The following is a 25,169-nucleotide window of genomic DNA, read 5'->3' on the forward strand; positions in this document are numbered from 1 at the left end:
CCCTAGGGATAGATGAACTTGCGAAAGTCCAGCGCTGAGTTCGGGCCGATGCGCACGTGCCCGCGGTAGCTGCCGGTGTTGTTGCTGCGAAGGGTCAGGTAGAGGGTGGCCATGCCCTGATGGTCGGTCCGCAGCTGCAACAGCAGTGCTTTGCCCTGGGAGGCGGAGCGCAGCGGCTGTGGGTGCAGGGTCTCGATATTCAAGCCGCTGAGCAGGCTGCCACCGAGCAGCACCTCGACTGTGCTGTCGGCGCCGCCGCGAACGCGCAGCAGCATGCTTTCGGTGGCGCCATTGCGGCTGAAGCGCTCGTAGCGAAGGTCCAGTCGGCCGTCGGCGCTGCGGATGTGCCGGCTGCTCAAGGGACCGTCGGCGAACAGCCCCGCCAGTGCCAGCACCATGATCACCACCAGTGCGTACCAGCCCGCGCGTTCGAAGCGCCAGACCTTGCGTTGCAGGGCCATGTCTTCATTGACCGGTGCCGTACGGCTGTGCAACTCGTCCGATGTGCTCATGCGCGTTCACCCTCCTGGTAGCGCTGATGAAAGTATTCGATGCCGCTCAAGGCGTGCACCGCAGCTTGCTGCATGACCTCTTCGCGCTCGCCGTAAAAGCGCACCGTGCGGGTAAACACCGCTTGCTCGCCACCCTCGGCGAACACCCAGGCCAGGCACACCGTACCCGGCGGGATGCCGTCCATGGGCTCGGGGCCGGCGACGCCTGTGGTGGCGACAGCGCTATTGGCCTGGCTGTTGCGCAAGGCACCGAGGGCCATCTCCCGGGCGACCGCCTCACTGGTCAGGCCGAAGCGGGCGATGGTGTCCGCGCTGACCTTGAGCAGGCGCTGCTTGGCCTCGGGTGAATACACCACGTATCCGCTTTCCAGCACGCAGCCGCTGCCGGGAATCTGCGACAGCAGCGCGACGATGCAACCGGCGGTGCAGGACTCGGCCGTAGTGAGCATCAGCCCGTGGGCCTGCAGGTAATCGCAGACGCCTTGCACGTGTTCCTTGAGCTGGTCCATGGCGCACTCCCGCCGGGTTGGTATGCGGTGGACCCTTGAGGCGAGCAGTAGGTTCTATCGGCCTGGGCGCACCGTTGGTCCTGCGCCGTCGCCGATTATCTGAACTCGTGCAGCAGCGCGACATTCACTAGTTCAGAGACATCCGATTCCCGCAGGCTTTTCTGGAGAACACCATGCGCGCACTCACTTACCACGGGGCTCATGACGTCAGGGTCGAGACCGTCGACGATCCTCGCATTGAGCAAGCAGACGATGTGATCCTCAGGGTTACCGCCACGGCTATTTGCGGCTCGGACCTGCACCTGTACCGCGGCAAGATTCCAGCGGTCGAGCATGGCGACATCTTTGGCCATGAGTTCATGGGCATCGTTGAAGAGACCGGCAGTGAGGTCAGTGGCCTGCAACGGGGTGACCGGGTGGTGATTCCCTTTGTGATCGCCTGCGGCGCCTGCTTTTTCTGTCAGCACGAGCTGTTCGCCGCCTGCGAAACCACCAATACCGGGCGCGGGGCGATCATCAACAAAAAGGGCATCCCCCCAGGCGCTGCACTGTTCGGCTACAGCCACTTGTACGGTGGCATTCCAGGTGGTCAGGCGGAGTACGTGCGCGTGCCCAAGGCCAATGTCGGGCCTTTCAAGGTCCCGCAGGCGTTGAGTGACGATAGGGTGCTGTTTTTATCCGACATCCTGCCAACGGCCTGGCAAGCGGTACTCAATGCCGAGATTGGCCAACGCTCGAGCGTGGCCATTTACGGTGCTGGCCCGGTCGGCTTGCTCAGCGCGGCGTGTGCTCGCATGCTCGGCGCCCAGACCATCTTCATGGTCGATGAGTGCGAATATCGGCTGGCCTATGCGCAACAGGCCTATGGCGTGGTCCCGATCAACTTTGCCAAGGATGATGACCCGGCCGACAGCATCATCCAGCAAACCCCGGGCAAGCGTGGCGTGGATGCGGCAATCGATGCGGTAGGGTTCGAAGCCAAGGGCAGTGCCACCGAAACCGTGCTGACTACCCTGAAGATAGAAGGCAGCAGCGGCAAGGCCCTGCGCCAGTGCATCGCGGCGGTCAGAAGAGCTGGGGTAGTCAGTGTGCCGGGAGTGTATGCCGGGTTTATCCACGGCTTTTTGTTTGGCGATGCCTTCGACAAGGGGCTGACTTTCAAGATGGGCCAGACCCATGTTCAGCGCTACCTGCCCGAGTTGCTCGAACATATCGAAGCCGGGCGCCTGCAGCCACAGGATATTGTTACCCACACCTTGCCGCTGGAAGAGGCAGCGCAAGGCTACACGTTGTTCGACAAGCAGCAGGAGGATTGTCGCAAAGTCATCCTGGTGCCCGGCGCCCGTTGAGCAATGGTGGGTGATAAAGCTGTCGCGCATGGGTAAGATGCCCGCCTCAACTCTGCAAAGGATTGATCATGGACGACCCTTTTCTGGCGCAACGTTTGTTTGCAGCGGTGGCCATTATTGTTGCGGCAATTGGCGGCGGTATTTTCATCGTTATCCTGGCCAGCCCAGGTGGTCCGTTTCCCGGCCTGGGCAGCGCACTTGCAGTGTTAACCCTGGGTATCACCAATGGTGTGTGCCTGCCGCTGGTCGGCACTTACTGGTACCTTGCCGGCAAGCCAGCCGGCGCCGCTACGCTATTGATTTTGCAGGGCATCGGGCTGCTTGCGTTTATGGGTTGGTATGTGTCGTTACTGTAAAGTCCAGGCATTAACGCTTTATAGCGACTGGCTCTATTGCTCCCTGTTCAACAGCCAATTGAGTTCTTCTGTTTCATACTTTTTTTATATATCTTTCGTGTGCTGCCGACTCACCAAGGAAAATAATAATGAGGTACAGAGGCGCGCACTATTGGGCCTGGGCAGACTGCCAACTGCACAGCCAGGAGCATATCGAATCGCTGGAGTCCGGAATCACGCTTGATGTCAAGGCGCGGCTTTCGCGCAGTGGTTGTACTCAGTTGTTTCTCGGGGTTTATACCAGTGCCGGTCTGCCTGTGGTCGAGGAATACCATGACCGTCTCGACGAAGTAACGCTGACGCGGGCGATGGTCTGGGGCGTAAAACGCTGCCGGGCGATTGCTGCTGAAGTCATCGAGCTACAGGCATTACCCTCGCGCAATGCCTACAGCGATTTGCGGGTAATTAACTCGACGCCCTGATTGCGCACATTGCCGACGGCGGCGCTGACCGGGTACCACTCGAACTGTGCGGCCGGTTCGCCCAGGTTCAAGGCCATCTGTTCGGCGTGCTCGCCAGCGGTGGCCGGGTCCAGCCATTGCCGGGCGACAGCCGGTGCCAGCACGATAGGGCGACGGTCGTGCACGTCGAGCAGGCCACCTTCGCTATCTGCCGTGAGAATGACAAACCCGGCATGCTCGCCGCTGAACTGGCCGATGGCGGCGCACAGGGCAGGGCGGCCATCGCTGCGGCGAATCAGGTAGGGCTGCTTTTTCGCAGCCCCTTCATCCACCCATTCGAACCAGTTGTCGATCGGCACGATGGCCCGCTGCGGCCAGATGGCGCGAAAGAACGGACCATGGGCGACCTTCTCCACCCGCGCATTGATCGGCGCGGCGCGATCCCGGGCCCAGTGCGGGCGCCAGCCCCAAGGCAGCAGGTCAGCCTGCAGGGTACCTGCCTGGATATGCAGCAGCGCCACACCGGTGGTCGGTGCCACGTTGTAATGAGCAAGGGGGTGATCGCCGACGTTGTTGACCAGGGCGTCGGACATGCCCAGGGCGTCGACAAAATCGTGAATGCCACGGTACTGGGATAACCTGCCGCACATGGCGTGTTGCTCCGCGAGGTGCCTACCGATGGAGGATAGACGTTGGCGCGGGCAGAGGCCGTTCAACTCAGCGACCAGACCAACAACGATGCGCCCAGGGCCAACAAGGTTCCCAGCCAGGCGCTGGCCTCAAATTTGGAGCGCTGCACGCTGGGCCTGACCTCGCGCAGGTACTGGGCCTTGGTCGGTGCCTGTTCGCGGTAGCGAAGGTGCTCGGCCAGGTCCTGCAGCCGGGCCTCGATGACCGAGCCGACGACGAAGTAGGTGGTGCCATAACTGGCGATGAAGATCAGCAGGTATTTCACTGTCGCTCCTTGGCAGGTTGCTTCCCTTTTCAGCATGGGCTTCCAGCACAGGCTGGGATTGACGGCGCGCACCTCTGGGCTTATACAGGCGCCCCCACGTTCCCGATGCTACAGGACCCTGAGATGAACGACGACAATCTGGACATTCACGAACCCGAACATGATCACCTGCTTGACCATGAGTTTGCCGAAGACGATTACGAGCCGCAGGACGAGGTCAACCCGTTGTTCGATCCGCAGGATGACGATGACGAGGAAACCCGCGAAGGTGCGGGGGATGACGATGCTTTCTGGGACGAGGGCGTTGATACCCTCGACGACCTCTAGGCGCCAGCCGTGGGGCTGACACCATGAGGCCGCTTCAGGTCAGCGCCCGTCTACCGAGAAGCGCCCGGCACCGGTGACTGACAGCAACAGCAAGCCGCCAACGATGCTCATATTCTTGAAGAACTGCACGGTGTTGGCCGCTTTTGCCGGCTCGACCATGGTCCAGAACGGATGGCCGATCAGCGCGGTACCGATCACGAACAGGGCAAACAGGAACGCCAGCGGGCGGGTGTAGAAACCGAGGATGAGGATGATGGCGACAAAGAACTCCATGATCACCGCCACCGCAGCAGCCACCGTGGGCGCCGGGGCGCCGAGGGACGCCAGGTAGCTGACCGTGCCCTCGAAGCCGGTAAGCTTGCTCCAGCCGGACATCACGAACAGGATCATCAGCAGAATCCGCGCCAGCAGGATGATAACGTCGCGCTGGTTGTCGAACAGGGTATAGCGCATGGCGGCCTTCCTTCGTTATTGGGCAATTTTACCTTAGCAGCTGCCGGAAGGATTTGCGGCTGTACCCGCACAAAAAGGGCATAAGGGACGCGCTGGGCAAACGCCAGGCAGCAAAAAGGCGCCATCAAGGCGCCTTTTCAAAAAATGGTGCGAGTGGCGGGACTCGAACCCGCAAGGCTCACGCCGGCAGATTTTAAGTCTGCTGTGTATACCAATTCCACCACACTCGCACTGGCTTGAGGAAAATGCATTTGTTCCCTCAATCAAGCGAGCTTTATAACCCATCGTTATATTCCAGTCAACCGCGCGCAGGGCTCTGGGCGGCGCCTCAGGCTAACTCCAGAGCATGCTCAGCAGCACCAGGGCGAGCAGCCCGAGATAGACCTGCGCGTGCTTGCGGTCATCGATCCTGCCGATCCAGCGCGCCGCCAGCCGGGTGCCGAGCCAGGCGCCCAGGGCCAGCAGAATAAACGCCGACAGATCGACGTAAGCGACAAACCCCGTGCCGAGATCACGGCTGGCAGTCATCAGGTAAGTCGCTGTCGCCGCCAGCGCCACCGGCAAGGTCAGCGGGCTGGCCATGGCCGTGGCCTGGGTCATGCCCAACCCGCGGCGGCGCAGCAACGGCACGCTCATGACGCTGCCGCCTACCCCCAAACTACTTGCGACGGTGCCGATCAATACGCCGCAACCGACGCTTTTCATGGGCCCGAGCGGGCGCGCCGGGGCCTGGCCGTCGTGGTGCAGAAAACCCCTGCGCAGCAGACAGTCGAGCAGGGTGAAGGCCAGGTAGAAAATAAACCCCCAGCGCAGCCATTCACTGGCCAGGGCGCCCACCAGGGCGGCGCCGAACACTGCGCCGACAGCAATGTATGCCGCCAGCGGCCACAGGTATTCACGCTTGAGATTGCCGGCGCGCCGATGCTTGAGGGTGGCCAGTGCGGCGCTGACGATCATCACGCAGGTAGAGGTGGCCACCGCGATCTGCATGGCCGAACCGCCGGTATCAGGATCTGAGCGCAGCAGGTGATACAACAGCGGCACGACGACGAAGCCGCCACCAAAGCCGAACAGCACGGTGGTGATGCCGCTCAGGCAGCCGAACAGGGCCAGGAGCAAAAAGAGCATGGAAAGGTCGTCCTTCAGTTGATCAGGAGCGACAGGGTAAGTACCAGGGTTTTGGCCTGCGTGAGCAAAACGGTCAATAATGATCGTGAATCGGCCACGGATCTGTCCCATGTACAACGTTTCGATCAACCTGCTCGATGCCACACCGCGTGCCGTGGTCGCCATCGGCACCGATTACCCCGACGGCTTTCTTCTGGCGCGTCACAGTCATCGGCGTGCGCAATTGCTGTACGGCGCGACCGGGGTGATGCAGGTGCGTACGCCTGCCGGCGACTGGGTGGTGCCGCCGCAACGCGCGGTATGGATAGCCCCGGGGGTGGAGCATGAAGTGCTGATGCTCGGCGTCAGCACCCGCAGCCTGTACATCGAAGCCGAGGCGCTGATGTTGACGGGCGAGTGCCAGGTGCTGGAGGTTTCAGCGCTGATGCGCCAACTGCTGCTGGCGGCAGTGGAGATGGAGCTGGAGTACGACCTGCAGGGTAGGGACGGGGCGTTGGTCAACCTGCTGTTGCATGAGCTGCGGGCAGCGGCCAGCTTGCCGTTTCATATCCCGCTGCCGCGTGACCCGGCGCTGCTCATGCGTTGCCAGGCTTTTTTGCGCATGCCTGATGTGCACCAGTCGCCCGCGCATTGGGCGGGTGAACTGCATGTCAGCCTGCGCACTTTCGGGCGCTGGTTTCGAGTCGAAACCGGGATGAGCTTCAGCCAGTGGCGCCAGCGTGCCTGTGTGGTGCTGGCCCTGGCCAGGCTGGCCCAGGGCGAGGCGATCACCCGGATTGCCCTGGACCTTGGTTATGACAGCCCAGCGGCGTTTTCCAGTATGTTCCGTCGTACCCTGGGGCAGACACCGCGCAGCTTGCGTGATCAGTAGCTGATCGAATCAGCGACGCCGCGCAAGTCGTCCACCGAGGTCCTCAGGCCGGCAATCCTGCCCAGCACGGCTGCGGCGTCGGCCTGGTGAATCGAGTGCTGCAGGTACAGTACGTGCCCGCGCAGGTCGAGCGAGACCCGCTCCAGATCGGCAGCGGCAGCCTGCAGGTCGTCGTGTATGGCTTTCATTCTTAGGTCTGCGGCCACGCGTCGTTCCCTCGAGGTAGATGGCAGGTCTGAAGTGCGGGGCGACTATAGAGCAATTGATTCACTGCTGTCATTGGGCCATTGCTTGTTTAATGTTGGATCCAAAAAACGCTCAGAGCTGTTCTCGGCGGGCGCGCGATCAGTTGGCGGTTCGCGAAGAATCCGGCTAGTTTTTAGACCAGCGCAGGGAATCGCTTCCAGCGTATGCTGTCATATCCAGACAAGCCATCTGCGGCTTCGTGGGGCAGCCATGGTCTCATCCGATTCCGAACTTCATGTCATGCATGCCAGCCGCTTCGAGCAGCTGGTGCAAACCGTTGTCGACTACGCCATCTACATGCTCGACCTCGACGGTCACGTGGTGTCCTGGAATGCAGGCGCTCAACGGATCAAGGGCTACCGTGCCGACGAAGTGATCGGCAAGCATTTCTCGTTGTTCTTCACCCCCGAAGATTGCGCCGATGGCAAGCCAGCCTGGCTGCTTGAGCGGGCCTTGAGCACTGGCGGGGCGCAGGACGAAGGCTGGCGCCAGCGCAAGGACGGCACGCTGTTCTGGGCGCTGGTGGCGCTGGATGTGATCAGGTCGCCGGACGGCGAGATCGTCGGCCTGGCGAAGATCACCCGGGACATTACCGACCGCCGCGAGGCGGCGCTGCAACTCGATGAAGTACGTGCCCAGCTGTTCCAGTCGCAAAAGCTCGAAGCCCTCGGCCAACTGACCGGGGGCATGGCTCACGACTTCAATAACTTGCTGACCATCATCATTGGCTCGGCGCGCCTGGCCCTCAACAGCCGAGACCCGCAACGTACCCGGCGCCTGCTCGAACACATTCTCGATGCCGGTGAGCGCGGCAGCACGATGACCCAGCAATTGCTCAGTTTCGCTCGCCACAAGGCACTCAAGTCGGGCCGCGTCAAAGTACCCGAACTGATCGAGTCGACACGCCTGCTGCTCGGCCAGACGCTGCCCAGCTCGGTGGAGCTGCAAGTGGCGCTGGCGGATGAATTGTGGGAGGTCGAAGTCGACCCCGGGCAGTTGCAGATGGTCTTGCTCAACTTGATCTTCAATGCCCGCGATGCCATCGACGGTGAGGGGGTGATCAGCATGCAGACGCGCAACTGCACGCTCGAGGGCCGTCCAGACGGGCTGCTCGGGCGCTATGTATGCATCAGCGTCAACGACACCGGCCGCGGTATCGACAGCAAGATACTGCCGCGCATTTTCGAGCCTTTTTTCACCACCAAGAGTTTTGGCAAGGGCACCGGCCTGGGCCTGAGCCAGGTCTACGGTTTCGCCAAGCAGAGCAACGGCACGGTCACCGTCAGCAGCGAACCGGGCAAGGGCACCTGCATGAGTGTCTACCTGCCGGTCTACACCGCAAGCCTCGATCCCTACCCTGAATGCGGAGGTGCATAGCATCGTGGAACAACTCAAACGCCTGGCCACCGGCATCCCTGGGCTCGATGAACTGCTCAAGGGTGGGCTGGTGGTCGGTGCCTCCTATATCGTCCAGGGCCGGCCTGGTTCGGGCAAGACCATCCTCGCCAACCAGCTGGCCTTCAATCATGTGAACCAGGGCGGAAGGGTACTGGTGGCGACGCTGCTGAGCGAATCCCACGAGCGCTTGTTCCAGTACCTGTCGACCTTGAGCTTTTTCGACCCGGGCAAAATCGGCGCGCAGCTGCAGTTCGTCAGCGCCTTCGACACCCTCGAGCAAGAGGGCCTGGATGAAGTGGTGAAACTGCTGCGCGGCGAGATCAGCCGCCACCAGGCCAGCCTGCTGATCGTCGATGGCCTGCTCAATGCCCGCTCGCGCGCGGAAACGCCGCTGGACACCAAGAAGTTCATCGCCGAGCTGCATGGCCACGCCGCCTTCGCCGGTTGCACCGTGCTGTTCTTGACCAGCTCGCGGCTGGAGGATGGCAGCCCCGAACACACCATGGTCGATGGCGTTGTAGAACTGGGCGACGAGTTGCTCGGCAGCCGTTCGGTGCGCCGTATCCAGCTGCGCAAGACCCGCGGCAGTGGCGCGTTGTCGGGTATTCACGAATGTGAAATCACCGAAGACGGCCTGCAGGTGTATCCGCGGCTGGAGTCGTTGTACAGCCATCCGACCGGTCACGGCACCGGCGAGCTGACCCGCATCCCCAGCGGCGTGCCGGTATTTGACCGCATGCTCGGCGGTGGCCTGCCGGCGGCCTCGGTGACCCTGGTGATGGGGCCGTCGGGCATCGGCAAGACCTCCCTGGGCGTGAGCTTTCTCGGTGCGGCAACAGCGGCAGAACCCGGCCTGCATTTCGGCTTTTACGAAACCCCGCAGCGCCTGCGTCTCAAGGCCGGCGCCCTGGGCTACGACTTCGCCGCCATGGAGCGCGGCGGGGCCTTGCACATTGCCTGGCAACCGACCACCGAAGGTGTGCTCGATGATGTCGGCATGCGCCTGCTGCGCCGGGTCGAGCAGCACAACATCAAGCGCGTACTGATTGACAGCCTCGGCGCGTTCACCCGCCTGGCGAGCAACCCGACGCGGCTGAACGAATTCTTCCGCGCCCTGACCGGCGAGCTGCGGGCGCGCGATGTCAGTGTCCTGGCGACCTGGGAGATGCGCGATATCTTCGGTTCGGAAATCAACGCGCCGGCGCCCGACCTCTCGAGCATCGTCGACAACCTGCTGCTGATGCGCTTTGTCGAGATGGACTCCGAGCTCAAGCGGTTGCTGTCGATCCTCAAGGTCCGCGACAGCTATTACGACCCGGCGCTGCTGGAGCTGGTCATCAGCGACCACGGTATCGATTTGCGAAAGGCCTTCACCCAGGCCACGGGGGTGATGTCCGGGACGCCTTCACAGGTGCCTGGATCATGAGCACGGGGCTGGCAACACCATGAGTACCATTCTGGTCGTCGACGATGAATACCTGATCGCCAATATCCTGGGCTGGGCCCTGGAGGACGAGGGGTTCGACGTCGAACTGGCCGGCAATGGGCAGAAGGCTCTGGATTTGCTCAAAGAGAAGCGGGTGGAGCTGGTGATCACCGATTACATGATGCCGGTGATGGATGGCGAGGCTTTGGCCACCGGTATCCGCGCGCAGCCGCAGTTACAGGAGTTGCCGATCATATTGATGAGCGGGGCGCAGGCTCACAAGGGGCGGGACAAACCCGGGCTGTTCGCTGCCGTGTTCGACAAACCCTTCGACATCGAGCAACTGATTGCCAAAGTGAAGGAACTGGTCGGCGCGCCCGAGGCGCCTTGAGGCCTGTGACTGCAACCGGATGGGTTGCCAGTAGCAGGATCAAGCGCATCCGTGCGGCTTGAGTCAGCTGGGGGCTACTTAGTGCTCGTCGCCTCCTTTTTCCGGTGCCGGGCTGCCGGCCTGAATGCGCTTGAAAATCTCCTCGCGGTGCACCTGTACATCTTTAGGTGCATCGATGCCGATCCTCACTTGCATCCCTTTGACGCCCAGAATGGTGACTTTGATGTCATCGTTGATGACGATGCTTTCGCCAACCTTGCGGGTGAGTATCAGCATGTATTTCTCCTTGGTAACGTAAGTTGCCTTGCAGGCGTGGCCCGCAGAAGCAGGGATCACACAGGGGGTGCATCCCTCTTTCCCTTCATTAAAGACGCTTTCGGCGGATATTAATTCCCCCGAACACAGATTCTGTAGTGAGTCTTTAGTCGCAGGTGCCGATTGGCTGGATGAGCACTCCGAAGCAGCGAGTGCTGCCCGTACCCGCAAGCATAGGGGGGTTGAAGGAATATGGGAAATTTCTCTGCATGATACCCAAGGTGGGTTTCGCTGAATGGCTTTTCAAGGGGCAGGGAGGTTTTGCAGAAACAGCGCCAGGGCCACTTCCTCGGCTTCAAGCCCCTTGCGCGTGCGCGCTCGCGGCAGCTTGGCCAGTTCGCCAAGGGTGAAATGCTCGAACAGCGCCGGGTGAATGTAGCAGCGCCGGCACACCGCCGGGGTATTGCCCAGGCGGCTGGCGACCTGCTTGACGGTCTCGACGATCTGACGCTTGGCCTCCTGCTCCGGTTGCCATTCAAGCTGGCGCAACAGGCTCAGGGCCAGCGCGCTGCCGGCCCAGGTGCGGTAGTCCTTGGCGGTGAAGTCGCTGCCGGTCAGTTCCTGCAGGTAGGCGTTGACGTCGGCCGAGCCGACGCTGTGGCGCTGGCCCTGCTCATCCTGGTACTGAAACAGGTCCTGGCCAGGCAGGTCCATGCAGCGTTTGATCAGGTTGGCCAGGCGCCGGTTTCTCACCGTCACCTGATGCTCGATACCGCTCTTGCCGCGAAACTGAAAGCGGATGGCGCTGCCGTTGACCTTGACGTGACGGTTGCGCAGGGTGGTCAGCCCGTAGGACTTGTTGTCGCGGGCGTACTGGCGATTGCCGATGCGGATCAAGGTGCTGTCGAGCAGGCTGACCACCAGGGCCATGACCTTTTGCCGGTCAAGCCCCGGCCGGGCCAGGTGGCTGTCCAGTTGCCGGCGCAGCTTGGGCAGCAGGCTGGCGAAGGTGAGCATGCGTGAATACTTGTGGCTGTCGCGGTAGCTGCGCCAGTCGGCGTGGTAACGGTACTGCTTGCGCCCGCGGGCGTCACGGCCGGTAGCCTGCAGGTGGCCTTGAGGGTCGGCGCAGATCCACACATCGGTATAGGCCGGGGGAATCACCAGCGCCTTGATCCGCGCAAGCGTGGCCGGGTCGCTGACCCGTTGGCCCTGCGCATCGAAGTATGCGAACTTGCCGCGCACCGTTTTGCGGCGCAGGCCGGGCTGGGTGTCGTCGACATAATGCAGGGCAGCGGGCAGGACGATGTCGGGCATGGCGCAGGTCCGGTTGCGGGGCTTGTACTATGGACCGCAGCGTCAACCCAACAGTGCCACCGACTTGATCTGCGCCCACAGCGACTGCCCGCCGTGCAGCTTGAGCTGGTCCGCAGAGTAGCGGGTGATACGCGCCAGCAGGGTGGTGCCGGCTGCATCCAGGCTGACCAGCACGTGGGCGCTGTTGTCGGCCGGGCGGTGGCCGCTGACCGTCACCGGCAGGCGGTTGAGGATGCTCGATTGCTGGTCGGCGCCAAGGCTCAGGCTGACGTCCCGCGCCTGAACCTTCAGGCGCAGCGGCATGCCGATGGCTAGCGGCTCGTGGGCCACGCGCAGTTGCAGGTTGCTGTGCGGCAGTTGCAGGCTGAGCAACTGATAGTCGCTGCTGTAGGCACTGACCTGGCCTTCGATGATCACCCCGGCGTCATCCCCCTGGGCCAGTGGCAGGTCGAGGCGGGCGAGGGTGGCGGCAATCGGCCCGCTGGCCTGGACCTTGCCCTGCTCCAGCAGCACCAGGTGATCGGCCAGGCGCGCGACCTCATCCTGGGCATGGCTGACGTAGACCAGCGGAATCTCCAGCTCGCTGTGCAGGCGTTCGAGGTACGGCAGTATCTCGCGCTTGCGCGGTCCATCGAGGGCCGCCAGCGGCTCGTCCATCAACAACAGTTGCGGGCTGCTCAGCAGCGCCCGGGCAATGCCCACACGCTGGGCTTCGCCGCCGGAAAGGGTGGCCGGCTTGCGCTCCAGCAGGTGCTCGATGCCGAGCAATTCGCAGGCTTGCTCGAGGCTGACCTTGCGCGCTTGGGCGGGGATGCGTTTGTAGCCGAAGGTCAGGTTGGCGCGCACCGACAGGTGCGCGAACAGGCTGGCCTCCTGGAACACATAGCCGATCGGGCGTTGGTGCGGGGCAATGAAATGTTCGCGGCGCGAGTCCTGCCAGATTTCGCCGTTGACCTCGATGTAAGCCTCGGGCGCCTGTTCAAGCCCGGCCAGGCAGCGCAGGCAGGTGGTCTTGCCGGAACCGGAATGGCCGAACAGGGCGCTGATGCCGCGCCCGGGCAGTTGCAGGTCGACGTCCAGGTTGAAGTCGCCGCGGTCCAGTTTCAATCGGGCATGAATCATCGCTGCCATGCTCAGCTCCAGGCCGATCTGCCCCGGCGGCTGGAGTACAGCGCCAGCAGCACGAGAAAAGAAAACACCAGCATGGCCCCGGCCAGCCAGTGGGCCTGCAGGTATTCCATGGCTTCGACATGATCGAAGATCTGTACCGAGACCACGCGGGTCTTGTCGGGAATATTGCCGCCGATCATCAGCACCACGCCGAACTCACCGACGGTGTGGGCGAAGCCGAGGATGCTGGCGGTGATAAAACCCGGGCGGGCCAGGGGCAATACCACATGGACGAAGGTGTCCCAGGGGCTGGCACGTAAGGTCGCGGCCACTTCCAGAGGGCGTTCACCGATGGCGCTGAAGGCGTTTTGCAACGGCTGCACGACGAAGGGCATGGAGTACACCACCGAGCCGATCACCAGGCCGCTGAAGCTGAACACCACAGTGCCCAGCCCCAATGCCTCGGTGGTCTGGCCGATCCAGCCGTGGGGGCCAAGGGCCAGCAGCAGGTAGAAGCCGATCACCGTCGGTGGGAGGACCAAGGGCAGGGCTACCACCGCGCCCACCGGCCCGCGCAGCCATGAGCGCGTGCGCGCCAGCCACCATGCGATGGGCGTGCCAACCAGCAACAGAATCAGCGTGGTCAGGCTGGCCAGTTTGAAGGTCAGCCAGATGGCGCCGAGGTCGCTGGCGTCCAGAGGCATCAGATTTCGTAACCGTAGGATTTGATCACGGCCGCAGCTTTCGGGCCCTTGAGGTATTCAACCAGGGCTTTGGCCGCGGCGTTGTCCTTGCCTTTGTTGAGGATCACCGCGTCTTGCTTGATCGGCTCGTGCAGGTTGGACGGCACGATCCAGGCCGAGCCGCTGCTGACCTTGCCGTCCTTGTAGATCTGCGACAGGGCGACAAAGCCCAGTTCGGCATTGCCGGTGGAGACGAACTGGAAGGCCTGGGTGATGTTCTGGCCTTCGACGATCTTGGCCTTGGTGGCCTCGGTCAGTTGCAGCTTGTCCAGCACCTGGGTCGCGGCCAGGCCGTAGGGCGCCGCTTTCGGGTTGGCGATCGACAGGTGCTTGAACGCGTTCTTTTTCAGCACATCGCCCTTTGCATCGACATAGCCTTCTTTGGCCGACCACAGGGCCAGGGTGCCAACGGCGTAGGTAAAGCGCGAGCCCTTGACGGTGTCGCCTTCTTTCTCGAGCTTTTCCGGGGTGCTGTCATCGGCAGCGAGGAACACTTCGAAGGGCGCGCCGTTCTTGATCTGCGCGTAGAACTGGCCAGTGGCGCCATAGGCGGCAACCAGCTTGTGGCCGGTGTCTTTCTCGAAGTCCTTGGCGATTGCCTGGATCGGCGCGGTGAAGTTGGCGGCGACGGCTACCTGTACCTCATCGGCCCAGGCGCTGTTGCAGGCCATGAAGGTGGCCAGGGCGGCCAGGGCAAAACGCGGTGCGCACTTACTCATGAAAAACAGCTCCACAGGCTGAGGGGTAGTCGTTATGTAGTGGAATATATAGCGAATACCCGACCCACGGGAAGTACTGCTTCAGCGTTTGAGCTGGGCGAGGGCGTTTTCAGCCAGGGTGCGCGTCAGTTCGCCAGCCGGCAGGGCCTGGCCCAGGCGCAGCGCCTGGCCCGACCAGAGGTTGCTGAAATCGCTGTTGCCTTTAGGTTCGCTGATTGCCCGCAGTGGCATCAGCGCACCACCGGCCAGGGGGAAGTGTGGCGACAGCTCGCTCATCGGCCCCAGCTCGCGCATGATGCGCGTGTTGATACCACGCGCCGGGCGCCCGGTGAACAGGTTGGTCAGCGCCGTGTCGCTTTCTTTAGCGCTGTGCAGCGCCTGGCGATGGGCCGCCGAGACCTTGGCCTCGGGGCAGAACAGGTAAGCGGTGCCCAGTTGCACCGCCGAAGCGCCCAGGGCCAGGGCGGCGACGATGCCGCGGTGGTCGCCAATGCCGCCTGCGGCAATTACCGGCACTTTCACTGCATCGACAATCTGCGGCACCAGCGCCAGGGTGCCGACCTGGGTACCGAGGTCGCTGCTAAGGAACATCCCGCGGTGGCCACCGGCTTCATAGCCCATGGCAATGATCGCGTCGCAGCCGTGATCTTCAAGCCACAGTGCTTCATCAACGGTGGTGGCGCTGGACAGCACCTTGGCGCCCGTGGCCTTGACCCGCTTGAGCAGGCTGGCTTCGGGCAGGCCGAAGTGGAAGCTGACCACGGCGGGTTTGAATTGCTCGACCAGTTGGCAGGTGGCGTCGTCGAAGGGCGCGCGGTTGGACACCGGTGTGGGCGCATCGAAGTCGGCGCCCAGCTCTTCATAATAGGGTTTGAGCGCCAGCTTCCAGGCCGCATCACGGGCAGGGTCCGGTTGTGGCGGCTGATGGCAGAAGAAGTTGACGTTGAGCGGGCCGTTGCTGGCCTCGGCAAAGGCCTGCAGCTCGGCGCGGATCTGTTCCAGGCTCAAGGTGGCACAAGGCAGCGAACCCAGGCCGCCGGCGTTGCTTACGGCGATGGCCATGGCCGAGCCGGTGGAGCCGGCCATTGGCGCCTGAAGGATCGGCAGCTCGATGCCGAGCAGATCGAGGAGACGGGTGTCCGGCCATTGGCTCATGCCTGGGGTTCCTTGTGCTGAAGTGGTGTTACAGCGCCTTGCTCACCTTGATATCAGTGATTTTCCTGGCGTCTTCGCCGTGCAATTGTTGCAGCGCTGCCTGCACCTGCTCTGGGGCATCGCTGGTCATCTGGGCGAAGTCAAAACGTTGCTCGCCATCGATCTTGTACTTGATCACGAACTTGGTGGTCTGGCTCATGGGCTTATCTCAGCTTCGACGACGAACGGCGAATGAACTTGATGGTGTGGGTGAAGGTTGGCTTGGTCACGGCCGACAAGGCCCGCGGGCCGACGGTGTCGATGGTGATGTTCCAGAAACCGGTGCTGGGCACGGTGATCTTGGCCGGGAAGTCGACGAAAGCGCCGCCGTGGTAGGTGTGACGGCCGCCGTTCTTGAAGCTGCGGAAGTTGGCGTCGTTCATCAGGCGGATATTGCAGCGCTGGGAGCAATGAATGACCACGATGTCATCCTCGTTGAGGTGCTCGCGCTGGTGTACGAATTTCATGTTGCACTCCGCATTGGATCTGTCAGCAAATCAAAACGATACCATGATGTCGGTTACACTGTCGGCCTTCGTGCCAGGCCCAGGATAAAACTGCCATTCAAGGGAGCAAAATGGTCTGCGCGTGGTCTTATTCTTTTTCCGTGGTGGAGGTGTGCTTGATGAAGTGGGTCGTAGCAGCGTTGGCAGTAACGCTGGGTGGCTGTGTGAGTGTGTCGGAGCTGGAGCACAGCCCGGAAACCCTCAATGTTATTTCTGGCAAGAAACCCCAGGAATACGCGGACTGCGTGCAGCAGCAACTGACCGAAACCCGTGGGCAACTGACCGTGGAAGAACGTCACGACGGCCTGCGTCTGGTGGTGCCGCAAAAAGTCGGTGGCGGCCCGGCTGCGCTCGTGGATATCGACAAGCGTGGCAGTGGCAGCAGCATCAAGCTGTATGAACGGTTGAACAACTTCCCGCTGCGCCTGGGTGATGTGAAGACCGCAGCGACGCGTTGCATTTCGGGTTAAACCTCTATCGGCTAATCGATTCAGCTGGCATCTAGCCATCTTTCTGCGTTGTAGCTTGCGGCGTATAGGCCTACTATTCATAGGCTTATACTTATTAAGCCTAAGCTTATAACAAGAAAATGGAGTCCGTGATGATCCCACTGGATCGCATCCTGATCAGCAGCCTGCTGCTGTTTTCATTGCCTGCCGCTCACGCCGTCGATGGCCAGAAAGTCTTCACCCAGGGCGGCCAGAACCCTGCCGCGATGGCCTGCCTGGGCTGTCATGGCGCGGACGCCAAGGGCATCGCGCCGGCGGGTTTTCCGCGCCTGGCCGGCCTGCCGGCGGCGTATCTGAGCAAACAGCTGCATGACTTTCAGAGCGCCAGCCGCAAACACCCGATCATGGAGCCCCTGGCCAAGGCCCTGAGCGCCGAGGAAATCCAGGCGGTAACCGCAACTCTGGCGGCCATGCCCAGCGAACCGGCCAGTGACCTTTATCGCCAGCAGATGGCCGCCGACCCGGTGCAGAAGCTGGCGCTGTATGGCGACTGGAACCGCAAGATCCCCGGTTGCGTGCAGTGTCATGGCCCAGGTGGCGCCGGTGTCGGTGAGCATTTCCCGCCGCTGGCCCATCAACCTGCTGCCTATCTGGTAGCCCAACTCAACGCCTGGCGCGACGGTAGCCGCAGCAACGACCCCAACCAACTGATGGTCGGTGTGGCCAAGGCCATGACCGATGACGAAATCAAGGCCGTGGCCAATTACTTCGCCAACCCTGTCAGCCCGGAGGTCAAGCCATGAAGCCGATGATTCTCGCCGCCCTGGCCATGAGCCTGGGCAATGTCCATGCTGCACCGATTGCCATGGAAGACCAGTCGCAACTCAAGACCCCGCCTGCTGCAGCGCCAGGTTTCACCCCGCCTGCGGAAAGCGAGCTGCCCGATAACGCCTACGGCAAGATGGTCCGCGATGGATACGCGCTGTTCGTCGACACGCGCCGGTTGATGCCTGACAACGTCGGCAACGGCCTTAACTGCAGCAACTGTCACCTCGACCAGGGCCGCCTTGGCAACTCGGCGCCACTGTGGGGCGCGTATCCGATGTACCCGGCCTATCGCAAGAAAAACGACAAGGTCAACACCTTTGCCGAGCGCATCCAGGGCTGCTTTCAGTTCAGCATGAACGGCAAGCCGCCAGCAGCGGACAGCCCGCAGATGACCGCCTTGTCGGTGTACGCCTACTGGCTGGCGAGCAAGGCGCCGATTGGTGTCGAGAGCGCTGGCCGCGGCTACCCGGAGGTGGCGCAATCGGCGCAAGGCTATGACTTCAAACGCGGTGAGCAGGTGTACCAGGCCCAGTGCTCCATTTGCCACGGCACCAATGGCGAAGGGCAGAAGGTGGCCAACAACTACGTGATGCCGCCGTTGTGGGGCAAGGACTCCTACAACTGGGGCGCCGGCATGCACCGGATCAATACCGCCGCCTCCTTCATCAAGCACAATATGCCCCTGGGCAAGCCCGGCAGCCTGAGCGACCAGCAGGCCTGGGACGTGGCCGCTTACATCAACCGCCACGAGCGGCCGCAGGATCCACGCCTGGTCGATGGCTCGATCGAGAAAACCCGGTTGAAGTTCCACGCCAATGACGGCGTCAACCTCTATGGCCAGAAGGTCGACGGGGTGCTGGTCGGGCAGGGCATGTAGGCATCTACTATGTAACTGCCGGTGGTCAGCTACCGGCGCATTATTTATGCTCCCGGGGAACTATCAACCCCGGGATTTCATCTATGATGGCATCGGCCAGCGGTGGTGGGGCATTGTAAGGTGACCGCCGCCTGATTAGACTGCGCCGAATTTCGTACGCAAAAGCCCTTGTTAAGGACGTATATGATCAAGAAATGCTTGTTCCCGGCAGCCGGTTACGGCACTCGCTTCCTGCCCGCTACCAAAGCCATGCCCAAGGAAATGCTGCCGGTGGTGAACAAGCCACTGATCCAGTACGGCGTTGAAGAAGCGCTGGAAGCTGGATTGAACGAAATTGCCATCGTCACCGGCCGTGGCAAGCGCGCCCTGGAAGACCACTTCGACATCAGCTACGAGCTGGAAAACCAGATCAAGGGTACCGACAAGGAAAAATACCTGGTCGGCATCCGTCGTCTGCTCGACGAGTGTTCGTTCTCCTACACCCGTCAGACCGAAATGAAAGGCCTGGGCCACGCGATTCTCACCGGTCGCCCGCTGATCGGCGACGAGCCGTTCGCCGTGGTGCTGGCGGACGACCTGTGCGTCAACCTCGAAGGCGACAGCGTGCTCAAGCAGATGGTCAAGCTGTACAAGCAGTACCGCTGCACCATCGTTGCCATCATGGAAGTCGACCCGCAGGAAACCAGCAAATACGGTGTGATCGCCGGTGACCTGATCGGTGACGACCTGTACCGCGTGCGCAACATGGTCGAGAAGCCAAAGCCTGAAGATGCTCCGTCGAACCTGGCGATCATCGGCCGCTACATCATGACCCCGGACATCTTCAAACTGATCGAAGAAACCGAGCCGGGCAAAGGCGGTGAAATCCAGATCACCGACGCCCTGATGAAGCAGGCCCAGGACGGTTGCGTGATTGCCTACAAGTTCAAGGGCAAGCGTTTCGACTGCGGTGGCGCCGAAGGTTACATTGAAGCGACCAACTTCTGCTTCGAGAACTTCTACAAGACCGGCAAGGCTTACTAAAGCTTCAAGCGGCAAGCTCCAAGCTGCAAGTGGATCGCGCATGGCTGCTTCTTCTTGTAGCTTGTAGCTTGATACTTGCAGCTTGAGACCCTCGAGATGACCTACGATTTTGATCTGTTCGTGATTGGTGCCGGGTCTGGCGGTGTGCGCGCTGCGCGCTTTGCCGCAGGCTTTGGAGCAAAAGTGGCGGTAGCCGAAAGCCGCTACCTGGGCGGTACCTGTGTCAACGTCGGCTGCGTGCCGAAAAAACTGCTGGTCTACGGCGCGCATTTTGCCGACGACTTCGAGCAAGCCGCAGGTTTTGGCTGGTCGCTGGAAGATGCCCAGTTCGACTGGGGCCAGTTGATCGCCAACAAAAACCGCGAAATCGAGCGGCTCAACGGTATCTACCGCAACCTGCTGGTCAACAGCGGCGTGACCCTGCTTGAAGGCCACGCCAAGCTCACTGGCGCCCATGAGGTGGAAGTCGATGGCCAGCGCTACAGCGCCGAGCACATCCTTATTGCCACGGGCGGCTGGCCGCAGATTCCCGACATTCCGGGCAAGGAGCTGGCGATCAGCTCCAACGAGGCGTTCTACCTCAAAGACCTGCCCAAGCGCGTACTGGTGGTCGGCGGCGGCTATATCGCCGTGGAATTTGCCGGGATCTTCCAGGGCCTGGGGGCCAAGACTTCGCTGTTGTACCGCGGTGACCTGTTCCTGCGCGGCTTCGACGCCAGCGTGCGCGAACACCTCAAGGAGGAACTGGAAAAACGCGGCATGGACCTGCAGTTCAACAGCGACATCCAGCGCATCGAACGCCAGGACGATGGCAGCCTCAAGGCTACCCTCAAGGATGGTCGCGAGCTGGTGGCCGACTGCGTATTCTACGCCACCGGCCGGCGGCCGATGCTCGACAACCTTGGCCTGGAGAACACCGGCGTTGAGCTCGACCCGCGTGGTTTCATTCGCGTTGATGACCTGTACCAGACCACCGCACCGTCGATCCTGGCGATTGGCGATGTAATCGGCCGCGTGCAACTGACCCCGGTAGCCCTGGCCGAGGGCATGGCTGTAGCCCGACGCCTGTTCAAGCCCGAGCAGTACCGCCCGGTGGATTACCAGAACATCCCTACCGCCGTGTTCAGCCAGCCACCGATTGGCACTGTTGGCCTGACCGAAGAACAGGCGTTGGAGCAGGGTCACAAGGTGCAGATCTTCGAAAGCCGCTTCCGGCCGATGAAGCTGACCCTCACCGAGGTGCAGGAAAAGACCCTGATGAAGCTGGTGGTCGATGCCGACACCGACCGCGTGCTGGGTTGCCATATGGTCGGCCCGGACGCTGGCGAGATCATCCAGGGCCTGGGCATTGCCCTCAAGGCCGGGGCGACCAAGCAGCAGTTCGACGAGACCATCGGCGTGCACCCAACGGCGGCGGAAGAATTCGTCACCTTGCGTACGCCTTCGCGTTAAACGGCGTACGCCAATCGCGGGGCAAGCCCGTTCCTACTGGCCGGTAGGAGTGGGCTTGCCCCGCGATAGCTTCAAACCCTCTATTAATAGCCCCGCCTTATAGCCAAAACCAATCAACAACATGAGCTTTGCCAATGAGCATTAATCCAATGTATTGGCTACGATTCTCCCATCAGTTTTTTCAACCCCCTGAAGGAGCGTCACTCATGCCTATCATCAACAGCCAGGTAAAACCGTTCAAAGCTACCGCTTACCACCAGGGCAAGTTTGTCGAAGTTTCGGATGCCGATCTGAAAGGCAAATGGTCCGTGGTGTTCTTCTACCCGGCCGACTTCACCTTCGTCTGCCCGACCGAGCTGGGCGACCTGGCCGACAACTACGCGCAGTTCAAAGACCTGGGCGTGGAAATCTACGGCGTGTCCACCGACACCCACTTCACCCACAAAGCCTGGCACGACACTTCGGAAACCATCGGCAAGATCCAGTACCCGCTGATCGGTGACCCGACCCACGTCATCTCGCGCAACTTCGACGTGCTGATCGAAGAAGCCGGTATCGCTGACCGTGGCACCTTCGTGATCAACCCCGAAGGCCAGATCAAGATCGTCGAACTCAACGACGGCGGTGTCGGCCGTGACGCCAGCGAGCTGCTGCGCAAGGTCAAGGCTGCTCAATACGTTGCCGCCCACCCAGGTGAAGTCTGCCCGGCCAAGTGGAAAGAAGGCGAAGCTACCCTGGCGCCATCGCTGGACCTGGTCGGCAAGATCTAAGACCGTGAGCCAGCCGAGGGCGGTGGTCTACCGCACCTGACGTTGTCACCGCCCCGCAAAACGCCCGGGCGCTTTCGCCCGGGCGTTGTTATTTCTACCGTTTGAAAAAGGAATCGCCCGTATGTTGGACGCCACGCTTAAAACTCAGTTGAAAGCCTACCTGGAGCGGGTCACTCAGCCGATCGAGATCGTTGCTTCCCTCGATGACGGTGCGAAGTCCCGCGAATTGCGCGACCTGCTGGTGGAAATCGCCGGCCTGTCGAACCTGATTACCCTGCGTGAAGACGGCAGCGACGCCCGTCGTCCGTCGTTTTCGCTCAATCGCCCGGGCGCTGACATCAGCCTGCGCTTTGCCGGCATCCCCATGGGCCACGAATTCACCTCGCTGGTGCTCGCCCTGCTGCAGGTCGGTGGTCATCCGTCCAAGGCCAGCCTGGAGGTGATTGAGCAGATCAGCGCGCTCAAGGGGGAATTCAACTTTGAAACCTACTTCTCGCTGTCGTGCCAGAACTGCCCGGACGTGGTCCAGGCGCTGAACCTGATGGCGGTGCTCAACCCCAATATTCGTCACGTCGCCATCGACGGTGCGCTGTTCCAGGCCGAGGTCGAGCGCCGCAAGGTCATGGCCGTGCCCAGCGTCTACCTCAACGGCGAAGTGTTTGGCCAGGGCCGCATGGGCCTGGAAGAGATCCTCGCCAAGCTCGACACCAGCGCCGGCGAGCGTCAGGCCGAGAAGATCAACGCCAAGGATGCCTTTGATGTGCTGGTCGTCGGTGGTGGCCCGGCCGGCGCTGCGGCGGCGATCTATGCCGCCCGTAAAGGCATCCGCACCGGCGTTGCCGCCGAGCGTTTCGGCGGCCAGGTGCTCGACACCATGGCCATCGAGAACTTCATCTCGGTGCAGGAAACCGAAGGGCCGAAACTGGCCATGGCCCTGGAAGAACACGTCAAGCAGTACGACGTCGACATCATGAACCTGCAGCGCGGTGAAGCCTTGATCCCGGCCACCGACGGCGGCCTGCACGAAGTGCGCCTGGCCAGCGGTGCCTCGCTCAAGGCCAAGACCGTGATCCTCGCCACCGGTGCGCGCTGGCGCGAAATGAACGTACCCGGCGAGCAGCAATACCGCAGCCGCGGTGTTGCCTACTGCCCGCACTGCGATGGCCCGCTGTTCAAGGGCAAGCGCGTGGCGGTGATCGGTGGCGGCAACTCGGGTGTGGAAGCGGCCATTGACCTGGCGGGTATCGTCGCCCAGGTGACCCTGATCGAGTTCGACAGCCAGTTGCGTGCCGACGCGGTGCTGCAGCGCAAGTTGCACAGCCTGCCGAACGTGAAAGTGATCACCAGTGCACTGACCACCGAAGTGCTCGGTGACGGCGAGAAGGTCAACGGCCTGCGCTACAAGGACCGCAACAGCGATGAGCTGCATGACCTGGCGCTGGAAGGGATCTTCGTGCAGATCGGCCTGCTGCCCAACACCGACTGGCTCAAAGGCACGGTCGAGCTGACTCCGCGTGGCGAGATCATCGTCGATGCCCGCGGCAAGACCAACCTGCCGGGGGTGTTCGCGGCCGGTGACGTGACCACTGTGCCGTACAAGCAGATCGTGATTGCCGTGGGCGAGGGCGCCAAGGCTTCGTTGGCGGCCTTTGATCACCTGATCCGCACCTCGGCGCCAGCCTGACCGATTGCGGGGCCGCTTTGCGGCCCATCGCTGGCAAGGCCAGCTCCCACAGGTTCAGCATCAAGCCCAAGAGCAACATCAAACCTTGTGGGAGCCGGCCTTGCCGGCGAAGGCTTCAATGCGCCCCAGCGGCCTTGTTCAGATTACTCTCGGTCCACTGGGTATACACGCAAGCATCCGCCACCGCCCAGCGCACCTTCACTGTATCGCCCGGCTGCATCGGCATTCCCGCCGCCGACAGCGCCTTGACCGTCATCGCCGTGCCGCCTGTGGTCACTACGCTGCAGGTCTGGCGCTCGCCCAGAAACAACACTTCCCCGACCCTTGCGGTTACCTCGTTCCAGCGTCCAGCCCGGCATCGGTGTGCGGGCGCCGATGGCCGAGCCAGAGCGCTCGCGGTCCAGTGTCTATAGTGAAGTAGTGTGTTTCAGCAGGAGCCATTGCCATGCAATTGATCAGTCGCGAGCCCTGGTGGCGCAATCCGCCCAAACCTGGTCAGCGGGAGCAGGATCTGGAATGGGGGTATCTGGAGATCTACAAGGATGGCCGCGCCGTGTTCGTCGAGCAGCGACCTACCGATCAGGAACTGGCCGAGCGCAAAAGCTGCCGCAACTTTCCCGAGGCTGAGGAGTAAGCTATAGGGTATGCCGTAATACAAATCTACCTGGGGCGGGAGCATGCAATGAAGGCCTGCGGATTGCCCATGTCGAGGTCAGCGACCCTGAGCGGTATCAGCAGTACACCCAGCGGGCACTGGCGGCCCTTGCAGCCTTCCCCGCTATGCCGAGATCGTCATCACCCGGGGCTAAAGCGATCAAGTCGGCGCAGCTGGCTTAGGGCAGGCTGGACAGTCAGCCCAAGGAGATGACCATGACCCGCCTGACCCTGTCCGAAGCCCATTCGCTGGCGAATTCGATCCTCTTGCACAACGGCTTTGATGCCGATCATGCCCAAGCGGTGAGCGACACCATCGTCGCCGGCGAACGCGATGGTTGTGCGTCCCATGGCCTGTACCGGGTCCTGGGATGCGTCAGTTCGCTCAAAGCCGGCAAGGTGGTTGCCGATGCCCGTCCCGAGGTCATCGACCAGGCGCCTTCGATCGTGCGCGTGGATGCTGGCGGCGGCTTCTCCCAGCTGGCATTCCAGGCCGGCTTGCCGTTGTTGCAAGCCAAGGCCCGCAGCACCGGCATCGCCGCCCTGGCAATCAACCGCTGTGTGCACTTTTCTGCCTTGTGGGTCGAGATCGAGCAACTGGCCGAGGCCGGCCTGGTGGCCCTGGCGTTCACCCCCAGCCATGCCTGGGTGGCGCCCGCCGGCGGCCATCGGCCAGTGTTCGGCACCAACCCCATCGCCTTCGGCTGGCCGCGGGTGGGCAAGCATCCTTATGTTTTCGACTTTGCCACCAGCGCCATCGCCCGCGGTGACATCGAGCTGCACCGGCGTGCCGGCAAGGCGATTCCCGAAGGCTGGGGCGTGGATGAGCACGGCCAGCCCAGCACCGACCCCAACGTGGTGCTGGACCGTGGCGCCATGCTCACCTTCGGCGGGCACAAAGGCTCGGCGCTGGCGGCGATGGTCGAACTGATCGCCGGGCCGTTGATCGGCGACCTGACCAGTGCCGAATCACTGGCCCATGCCGACGGCAGCAAATCCTCGCCCTATCATGGCGAGTTGCTGATTGCCCTGGACCCGCGCAGGTTTCTGGGTGACGCCGCCGATCAACACCTGGCCCGGGCCGAGGTGGTATTCGAGAGCATCGCAGGGCAGGGCGCGCGGCTGCCGTCTGCGCGCCGCTATACAGCACGGGCGCGCAGCCTGGTGGAAGGGGTGGAAATCCCGCAGGCCCTGTACAACGATCTCAGGGCACTGCTGGCCTGAACC

32 protein-coding genes, 1 tRNA gene and 2 pseudogenes are annotated in these 25,169 nt (G+C 62.2%); 18 read left to right on the forward strand and 17 right to left on the reverse strand.

All coding sequences use genetic code 11. The features are described 5' to 3' along the window. Positions 1-2 precede the first annotated feature (2 nt). On the reverse strand, positions 3-512 hold the full coding sequence (locus tag ABIE20_RS19860; RefSeq protein WP_429506757.1) for a hypothetical protein: 510 nt from the start codon (positions 510-512) through the stop codon (positions 3-5). After that, positions 509-1,021, reverse strand: coding sequence for a CinA family protein (locus ABIE20_RS19865; RefSeq protein WP_429506759.1), 513 nt, complete (start codon positions 1,019-1,021; stop codon positions 509-511). Before ABIE20_RS19865 ends, ABIE20_RS19860 begins: the two co-directional genes overlap by 4 nt. A gap of 173 nt (positions 1,022-1,194) precedes the next feature. Between ABIE20_RS19865 and ABIE20_RS19870 the strand changes: the two genes are divergently transcribed. The 3 genes from ABIE20_RS19870 to ABIE20_RS19880 all read left to right on the forward strand — a co-directional run bounded on the left by ABIE20_RS19870 (position 1,195) and on the right by ABIE20_RS19880 (position 3,187). After that, positions 1,195-2,370, forward strand: coding sequence for a zinc-dependent alcohol dehydrogenase (locus tag ABIE20_RS19870; RefSeq protein ID WP_429506760.1), 1,176 nt, complete (start codon positions 1,195-1,197; stop codon positions 2,368-2,370). A 68-nt stretch (positions 2,371-2,438) separates the two neighbouring features. After that, a complete protein-coding gene (locus ABIE20_RS19875; RefSeq protein ID WP_429506762.1) occupies positions 2,439-2,726 on the forward strand; it encodes a hypothetical protein in 288 nt (95 codons plus the stop codon). Positions 2,727-2,854: 128 nt separating this feature from the next. Beyond that, a complete protein-coding gene (locus tag ABIE20_RS19880) occupies positions 2,855-3,187 on the forward strand; it encodes a hypothetical protein (RefSeq protein WP_429506763.1) in 333 nt (110 codons plus the stop codon). On the opposite strand, the gene ABIE20_RS19885 is transcribed toward ABIE20_RS19880, so the two are convergent. Then, positions 3,151-3,816 carry an SOS response-associated peptidase family protein gene (locus ABIE20_RS19885; RefSeq protein ID WP_429506765.1) on the reverse strand — a complete coding sequence of 222 codons (666 nt, stop codon included), beginning with the start codon at positions 3,814-3,816 and terminating at the stop codon, positions 3,151-3,153. The two genes, ABIE20_RS19880 and ABIE20_RS19885, sit on opposite strands and share 37 nt — an antisense overlap. 62 nt (positions 3,817-3,878) lie before the next feature. Further along, positions 3,879-4,121 carry a hypothetical protein gene (locus ABIE20_RS19890; protein WP_429506767.1) on the reverse strand — a complete coding sequence of 81 codons (243 nt, stop codon included), beginning with the start codon at positions 4,119-4,121 and terminating at the stop codon, positions 3,879-3,881. 123 nt (positions 4,122-4,244) lie between these two features. On the opposite strand from ABIE20_RS19890, the gene ABIE20_RS19895 reads away from it, so the two are divergent. Beyond that, positions 4,245-4,448, forward strand: coding sequence for a hypothetical protein (locus tag ABIE20_RS19895; RefSeq protein WP_429506769.1), 204 nt, complete (start codon positions 4,245-4,247; stop codon positions 4,446-4,448). 39 nt (positions 4,449-4,487) lie between these two features. Here the strand turns inward: ABIE20_RS19895 and ABIE20_RS19900 are convergent, their stop codons facing one another. From ABIE20_RS19900 to ABIE20_RS19910, 3 genes are all read right to left on the reverse strand, one after another. After that, the gene (locus ABIE20_RS19900) at positions 4,488-4,901 is read right to left on the reverse strand and encodes a DoxX family protein (protein ID WP_429506771.1); all 414 of its coding nucleotides are present in this window, start codon (positions 4,899-4,901) and stop codon (positions 4,488-4,490) included. 145 nt (positions 4,902-5,046) lie between these two features. Continuing rightward, positions 5,047-5,131: transfer RNA gene (locus ABIE20_RS19905), tRNA-Leu, on the reverse strand. Between the two features lie 103 nt (positions 5,132-5,234). Then, a complete protein-coding gene (locus ABIE20_RS19910) occupies positions 5,235-6,029 on the reverse strand; it encodes a sulfite exporter TauE/SafE family protein (RefSeq protein WP_429506773.1) in 795 nt (264 codons plus the stop codon). A 109-nt stretch (positions 6,030-6,138) separates the two neighbouring features. On the opposite strand from ABIE20_RS19910, the gene ABIE20_RS19915 reads away from it, so the two are divergent. Then, complete coding sequence (locus ABIE20_RS19915; protein ID WP_429506775.1) at positions 6,139-6,900, forward strand: AraC family transcriptional regulator; 762 nt, start codon at positions 6,139-6,141, stop codon at positions 6,898-6,900. Here the strand turns inward: ABIE20_RS19915 and ABIE20_RS19920 are convergent. Then, complete coding sequence (locus tag ABIE20_RS19920; RefSeq protein ID WP_429506777.1) at positions 6,894-7,088, reverse strand: hypothetical protein; 195 nt, start codon at positions 7,086-7,088, stop codon at positions 6,894-6,896. The genes ABIE20_RS19915 and ABIE20_RS19920 overlap by 7 nt on opposite strands. Positions 7,089-7,356: 268 nt before the next feature. Between ABIE20_RS19920 and ABIE20_RS19925 the strand changes: the two genes are divergently transcribed. Genes ABIE20_RS19925 through ABIE20_RS19935 form a run of 3 tightly spaced genes read left to right on the forward strand, consistent with a single transcriptional unit; the run spans position 7,357 to position 10,361 of the window. Continuing rightward, on the forward strand, positions 7,357-8,523 hold the full coding sequence (locus ABIE20_RS19925; RefSeq protein ID WP_429506779.1) for a two-component system sensor histidine kinase NtrB: 1,167 nt from the start codon (positions 7,357-7,359) through the stop codon (positions 8,521-8,523). A gap of 1 nt (position 8,524) precedes the next feature. Beyond that, positions 8,525-9,970, forward strand: a complete 1,446-nt coding sequence (locus ABIE20_RS19930) for an ATPase domain-containing protein (protein ID WP_429506897.1) — start codon at positions 8,525-8,527, stop codon at positions 9,968-9,970. Between the two features lie 19 nt (positions 9,971-9,989). Beyond that, positions 9,990-10,361, forward strand: a complete 372-nt coding sequence (locus ABIE20_RS19935) for a response regulator (RefSeq protein ID WP_429506781.1) — start codon at positions 9,990-9,992, stop codon at positions 10,359-10,361. 78 nt (positions 10,362-10,439) lie between these two features. On the opposite strand, the gene csrA is transcribed toward ABIE20_RS19935, so the two are convergent. The 8 genes from csrA to ABIE20_RS19975 form a co-directional block, all read right to left on the reverse strand. After that, entirely contained in the window at positions 10,440-10,637 is a 198-nt protein-coding gene (gene csrA, locus ABIE20_RS19940) for a carbon storage regulator CsrA (protein ID WP_010223936.1), read from the reverse strand. 282 nt (positions 10,638-10,919) lie between these two features. After that, complete coding sequence (locus tag ABIE20_RS19945; RefSeq protein ID WP_429506784.1) at positions 10,920-11,933, reverse strand: DNA topoisomerase IB; 1,014 nt, start codon at positions 11,931-11,933, stop codon at positions 10,920-10,922. Positions 11,934-11,975: 42 nt separating this feature from the next. Next, on the reverse strand, positions 11,976-13,064 hold the full coding sequence (gene modC / locus ABIE20_RS19950; RefSeq protein ID WP_429506786.1) for a molybdenum ABC transporter ATP-binding protein: 1,089 nt from the start codon (positions 13,062-13,064) through the stop codon (positions 11,976-11,978). Positions 13,065-13,066: 2 nt separating this feature from the next. Then, positions 13,067-13,747: a molybdate ABC transporter permease subunit gene (gene modB, locus ABIE20_RS19955; protein ID WP_429506788.1), complete on the reverse strand. Its 681-nt coding sequence runs from the start codon at positions 13,745-13,747 to the stop codon at positions 13,067-13,069. Next, positions 13,747-14,505 carry a molybdate ABC transporter substrate-binding protein gene (gene modA, locus ABIE20_RS19960; RefSeq protein WP_429506790.1) on the reverse strand — a complete coding sequence of 253 codons (759 nt, stop codon included), beginning with the start codon at positions 14,503-14,505 and terminating at the stop codon, positions 13,747-13,749. The genes modB and modA overlap by 1 nt, the downstream gene beginning before the upstream one ends. Before the next feature lie 81 nt (positions 14,506-14,586). After that, positions 14,587-15,660, reverse strand: a complete 1,074-nt coding sequence (locus ABIE20_RS19965) for an NAD(P)H-dependent flavin oxidoreductase (protein ID WP_429506792.1) — start codon at positions 15,658-15,660, stop codon at positions 14,587-14,589. A 28-nt stretch (positions 15,661-15,688) separates the two neighbouring features. Further along, the gene (locus ABIE20_RS19970) at positions 15,689-15,859 is read right to left on the reverse strand and encodes a hypothetical protein (protein WP_429506794.1); all 171 of its coding nucleotides are present in this window, start codon (positions 15,857-15,859) and stop codon (positions 15,689-15,691) included. Positions 15,860-15,863: 4 nt separating this feature from the next. Beyond that, complete coding sequence (locus tag ABIE20_RS19975; protein WP_038995738.1) at positions 15,864-16,166, reverse strand: DUF1883 domain-containing protein; 303 nt, start codon at positions 16,164-16,166, stop codon at positions 15,864-15,866. Positions 16,167-16,324: 158 nt separating this feature from the next. Between ABIE20_RS19975 and ABIE20_RS19980 the strand changes: the two genes are divergently transcribed. From ABIE20_RS19980 to ahpF, 7 genes are all read left to right on the forward strand, one after another. After that, a complete protein-coding gene (locus ABIE20_RS19980) occupies positions 16,325-16,675 on the forward strand; it encodes a hypothetical protein (RefSeq protein ID WP_045196729.1) in 351 nt (116 codons plus the stop codon). Positions 16,676-16,806: 131 nt separating this feature from the next. Beyond that, the gene (locus ABIE20_RS19985) at positions 16,807-17,457 is read left to right on the forward strand and encodes a c-type cytochrome (RefSeq protein WP_429506797.1); all 651 of its coding nucleotides are present in this window, start codon (positions 16,807-16,809) and stop codon (positions 17,455-17,457) included. Continuing rightward, on the forward strand, positions 17,454-18,359 hold the full coding sequence (locus tag ABIE20_RS19990) for a c-type cytochrome (RefSeq protein ID WP_429506799.1): 906 nt from the start codon (positions 17,454-17,456) through the stop codon (positions 18,357-18,359). Before ABIE20_RS19985 ends, ABIE20_RS19990 begins: the two co-directional genes overlap by 4 nt. 183 nt (positions 18,360-18,542) lie before the next feature. Next, positions 18,543-19,382, forward strand: coding sequence for a UTP--glucose-1-phosphate uridylyltransferase GalU (galU, locus tag ABIE20_RS19995; RefSeq protein ID WP_045196734.1), 840 nt, complete (start codon positions 18,543-18,545; stop codon positions 19,380-19,382). 96 nt (positions 19,383-19,478) lie between these two features. Further along, positions 19,479-20,834: a glutathione-disulfide reductase gene (gene gorA / locus ABIE20_RS20000; protein WP_123567754.1), complete on the forward strand. Its 1,356-nt coding sequence runs from the start codon at positions 19,479-19,481 to the stop codon at positions 20,832-20,834. 206 nt (positions 20,835-21,040) lie between these two features. Beyond that, positions 21,041-21,604, forward strand: a complete 564-nt coding sequence (gene ahpC, locus ABIE20_RS20005; protein ID WP_429506801.1) for an alkyl hydroperoxide reductase subunit C — start codon at positions 21,041-21,043, stop codon at positions 21,602-21,604. Positions 21,605-21,725: 121 nt separating this feature from the next. Further along, positions 21,726-23,288: an alkyl hydroperoxide reductase subunit F gene (ahpF, locus tag ABIE20_RS20010; protein WP_429506803.1), complete on the forward strand. Its 1,563-nt coding sequence runs from the start codon at positions 21,726-21,728 to the stop codon at positions 23,286-23,288. A 115-nt stretch (positions 23,289-23,403) separates the two neighbouring features. Here ahpF and ABIE20_RS20015 read toward each other — a convergent pair. Then, a pseudogene (locus ABIE20_RS20015) lies at positions 23,404-23,631 on the reverse strand (TOBE domain-containing protein); the annotation flags it as partial. 102 nt (positions 23,632-23,733) lie between these two features. On the opposite strand from ABIE20_RS20015, the gene ABIE20_RS20020 reads away from it, so the two are divergent. The 3 genes and pseudogenes from ABIE20_RS20020 (at position 23,734) to ABIE20_RS20030 (ending at position 25,166) form a co-directional block, all read left to right on the forward strand. Beyond that, the gene (locus ABIE20_RS20020) at positions 23,734-23,922 is read left to right on the forward strand and encodes a hypothetical protein (protein WP_045196737.1); all 189 of its coding nucleotides are present in this window, start codon (positions 23,734-23,736) and stop codon (positions 23,920-23,922) included. Between the two features lie 56 nt (positions 23,923-23,978). Next, positions 23,979-24,062, forward strand: a pseudogene (locus ABIE20_RS20025) (DUF1330 domain-containing protein); the annotation flags it as partial. Positions 24,063-24,158: 96 nt separating this feature from the next. Further along, positions 24,159-25,166: an Ldh family oxidoreductase gene (locus ABIE20_RS20030; RefSeq protein WP_429506806.1), complete on the forward strand. Its 1,008-nt coding sequence runs from the start codon at positions 24,159-24,161 to the stop codon at positions 25,164-25,166. Positions 25,167-25,169 lie beyond the last annotated feature (3 nt).

The sequence above is a fragment of the Pseudomonas sp. 2835 genome, assembly GCF_050435905.1.
Taxonomy (GTDB): Bacteria; Pseudomonadota; Gammaproteobacteria; order Pseudomonadales; family Pseudomonadaceae; genus Aquipseudomonas.

Excerpts from the sequence above, each read along its gene's own strand:
- ahpF (WP_429506803.1), top strand. The coding sequence starts at position 21,726 with ATGTTGGACGCCACGCTTAAAACTCAGTTGAAAGCCTACCTGGAGCGG.
- ABIE20_RS19870 (WP_429506760.1), top strand. The coding sequence starts at position 1,195 with ATGCGCGCACTCACTTACCACGGGGCTCATGACGTCAGGGTCGAGACC.
- ABIE20_RS19885 (WP_429506765.1), bottom strand. The coding sequence starts at position 3,816 with ATGTGCGGCAGGTTATCCCAGTACCGTGGCATTCACGATTTTGTCGAC.
- ahpC (WP_429506801.1), top strand. The coding sequence starts at position 21,041 with ATGCCTATCATCAACAGCCAGGTAAAACCGTTCAAAGCTACCGCTTAC.
- ABIE20_RS19990 (WP_429506799.1), top strand. The coding sequence starts at position 17,454 with ATGAAGCCGATGATTCTCGCCGCCCTGGCCATGAGCCTGGGCAATGTC.
- ABIE20_RS19865 (WP_429506759.1), bottom strand. The coding sequence starts at position 1,021 with ATGGACCAGCTCAAGGAACACGTGCAAGGCGTCTGCGATTACCTGCAG.
- ABIE20_RS19935 (WP_429506781.1), top strand. The coding sequence starts at position 9,990 with ATGAGTACCATTCTGGTCGTCGACGATGAATACCTGATCGCCAATATC.
- ABIE20_RS19915 (WP_429506775.1), top strand. The coding sequence starts at position 6,139 with ATGTACAACGTTTCGATCAACCTGCTCGATGCCACACCGCGTGCCGTG.
- gorA (WP_123567754.1), top strand. The coding sequence starts at position 19,479 with ATGACCTACGATTTTGATCTGTTCGTGATTGGTGCCGGGTCTGGCGGT.
- ABIE20_RS19985 (WP_429506797.1), top strand. The coding sequence starts at position 16,807 with ATGATCCCACTGGATCGCATCCTGATCAGCAGCCTGCTGCTGTTTTCA.
- csrA (WP_010223936.1), bottom strand. The coding sequence starts at position 10,637 with ATGCTGATACTCACCCGCAAGGTTGGCGAAAGCATCGTCATCAACGAT.
- ABIE20_RS19965 (WP_429506792.1), bottom strand. The coding sequence starts at position 15,660 with ATGAGCCAATGGCCGGACACCCGTCTCCTCGATCTGCTCGGCATCGAG.
- ABIE20_RS19910 (WP_429506773.1), bottom strand. The coding sequence starts at position 6,029 with ATGCTCTTTTTGCTCCTGGCCCTGTTCGGCTGCCTGAGCGGCATCACC.
- ABIE20_RS19925 (WP_429506779.1), top strand. The coding sequence starts at position 7,357 with ATGGTCTCATCCGATTCCGAACTTCATGTCATGCATGCCAGCCGCTTC.
- ABIE20_RS19900 (WP_429506771.1), bottom strand. The coding sequence starts at position 4,901 with ATGCGCTATACCCTGTTCGACAACCAGCGCGACGTTATCATCCTGCTG.
- modB (WP_429506788.1), bottom strand. The coding sequence starts at position 13,747 with ATGCCTCTGGACGCCAGCGACCTCGGCGCCATCTGGCTGACCTTCAAA.
- ABIE20_RS19945 (WP_429506784.1), bottom strand. The coding sequence starts at position 11,933 with ATGCCCGACATCGTCCTGCCCGCTGCCCTGCATTATGTCGACGACACC.
- modC (WP_429506786.1), bottom strand. The coding sequence starts at position 13,064 with ATGGCAGCGATGATTCATGCCCGATTGAAACTGGACCGCGGCGACTTC.
- ABIE20_RS19875 (WP_429506762.1), top strand. The coding sequence starts at position 2,439 with ATGGACGACCCTTTTCTGGCGCAACGTTTGTTTGCAGCGGTGGCCATT.
- modA (WP_429506790.1), bottom strand. The coding sequence starts at position 14,505 with ATGAGTAAGTGCGCACCGCGTTTTGCCCTGGCCGCCCTGGCCACCTTC.
- ABIE20_RS19895 (WP_429506769.1), top strand. The coding sequence starts at position 4,245 with ATGAACGACGACAATCTGGACATTCACGAACCCGAACATGATCACCTG.
- ABIE20_RS19860 (WP_429506757.1), bottom strand. The coding sequence starts at position 512 with ATGAGCACATCGGACGAGTTGCACAGCCGTACGGCACCGGTCAATGAA.
- ABIE20_RS20020 (WP_045196737.1), top strand. The coding sequence starts at position 23,734 with ATGCAATTGATCAGTCGCGAGCCCTGGTGGCGCAATCCGCCCAAACCT.
- ABIE20_RS20030 (WP_429506806.1), top strand. The coding sequence starts at position 24,159 with ATGACCCGCCTGACCCTGTCCGAAGCCCATTCGCTGGCGAATTCGATC.
- galU (WP_045196734.1), top strand. The coding sequence starts at position 18,543 with ATGATCAAGAAATGCTTGTTCCCGGCAGCCGGTTACGGCACTCGCTTC.
- ABIE20_RS19975 (WP_038995738.1), bottom strand. The coding sequence starts at position 16,166 with ATGAAATTCGTACACCAGCGCGAGCACCTCAACGAGGATGACATCGTG.
- ABIE20_RS19980 (WP_045196729.1), top strand. The coding sequence starts at position 16,325 with ATGAAGTGGGTCGTAGCAGCGTTGGCAGTAACGCTGGGTGGCTGTGTG.
- ABIE20_RS19920 (WP_429506777.1), bottom strand. The coding sequence starts at position 7,088 with ATGAAAGCCATACACGACGACCTGCAGGCTGCCGCTGCCGATCTGGAG.
- ABIE20_RS19970 (WP_429506794.1), bottom strand. The coding sequence starts at position 15,859 with ATGAGCCAGACCACCAAGTTCGTGATCAAGTACAAGATCGATGGCGAG.
- ABIE20_RS19880 (WP_429506763.1), top strand. The coding sequence starts at position 2,855 with ATGAGGTACAGAGGCGCGCACTATTGGGCCTGGGCAGACTGCCAACTG.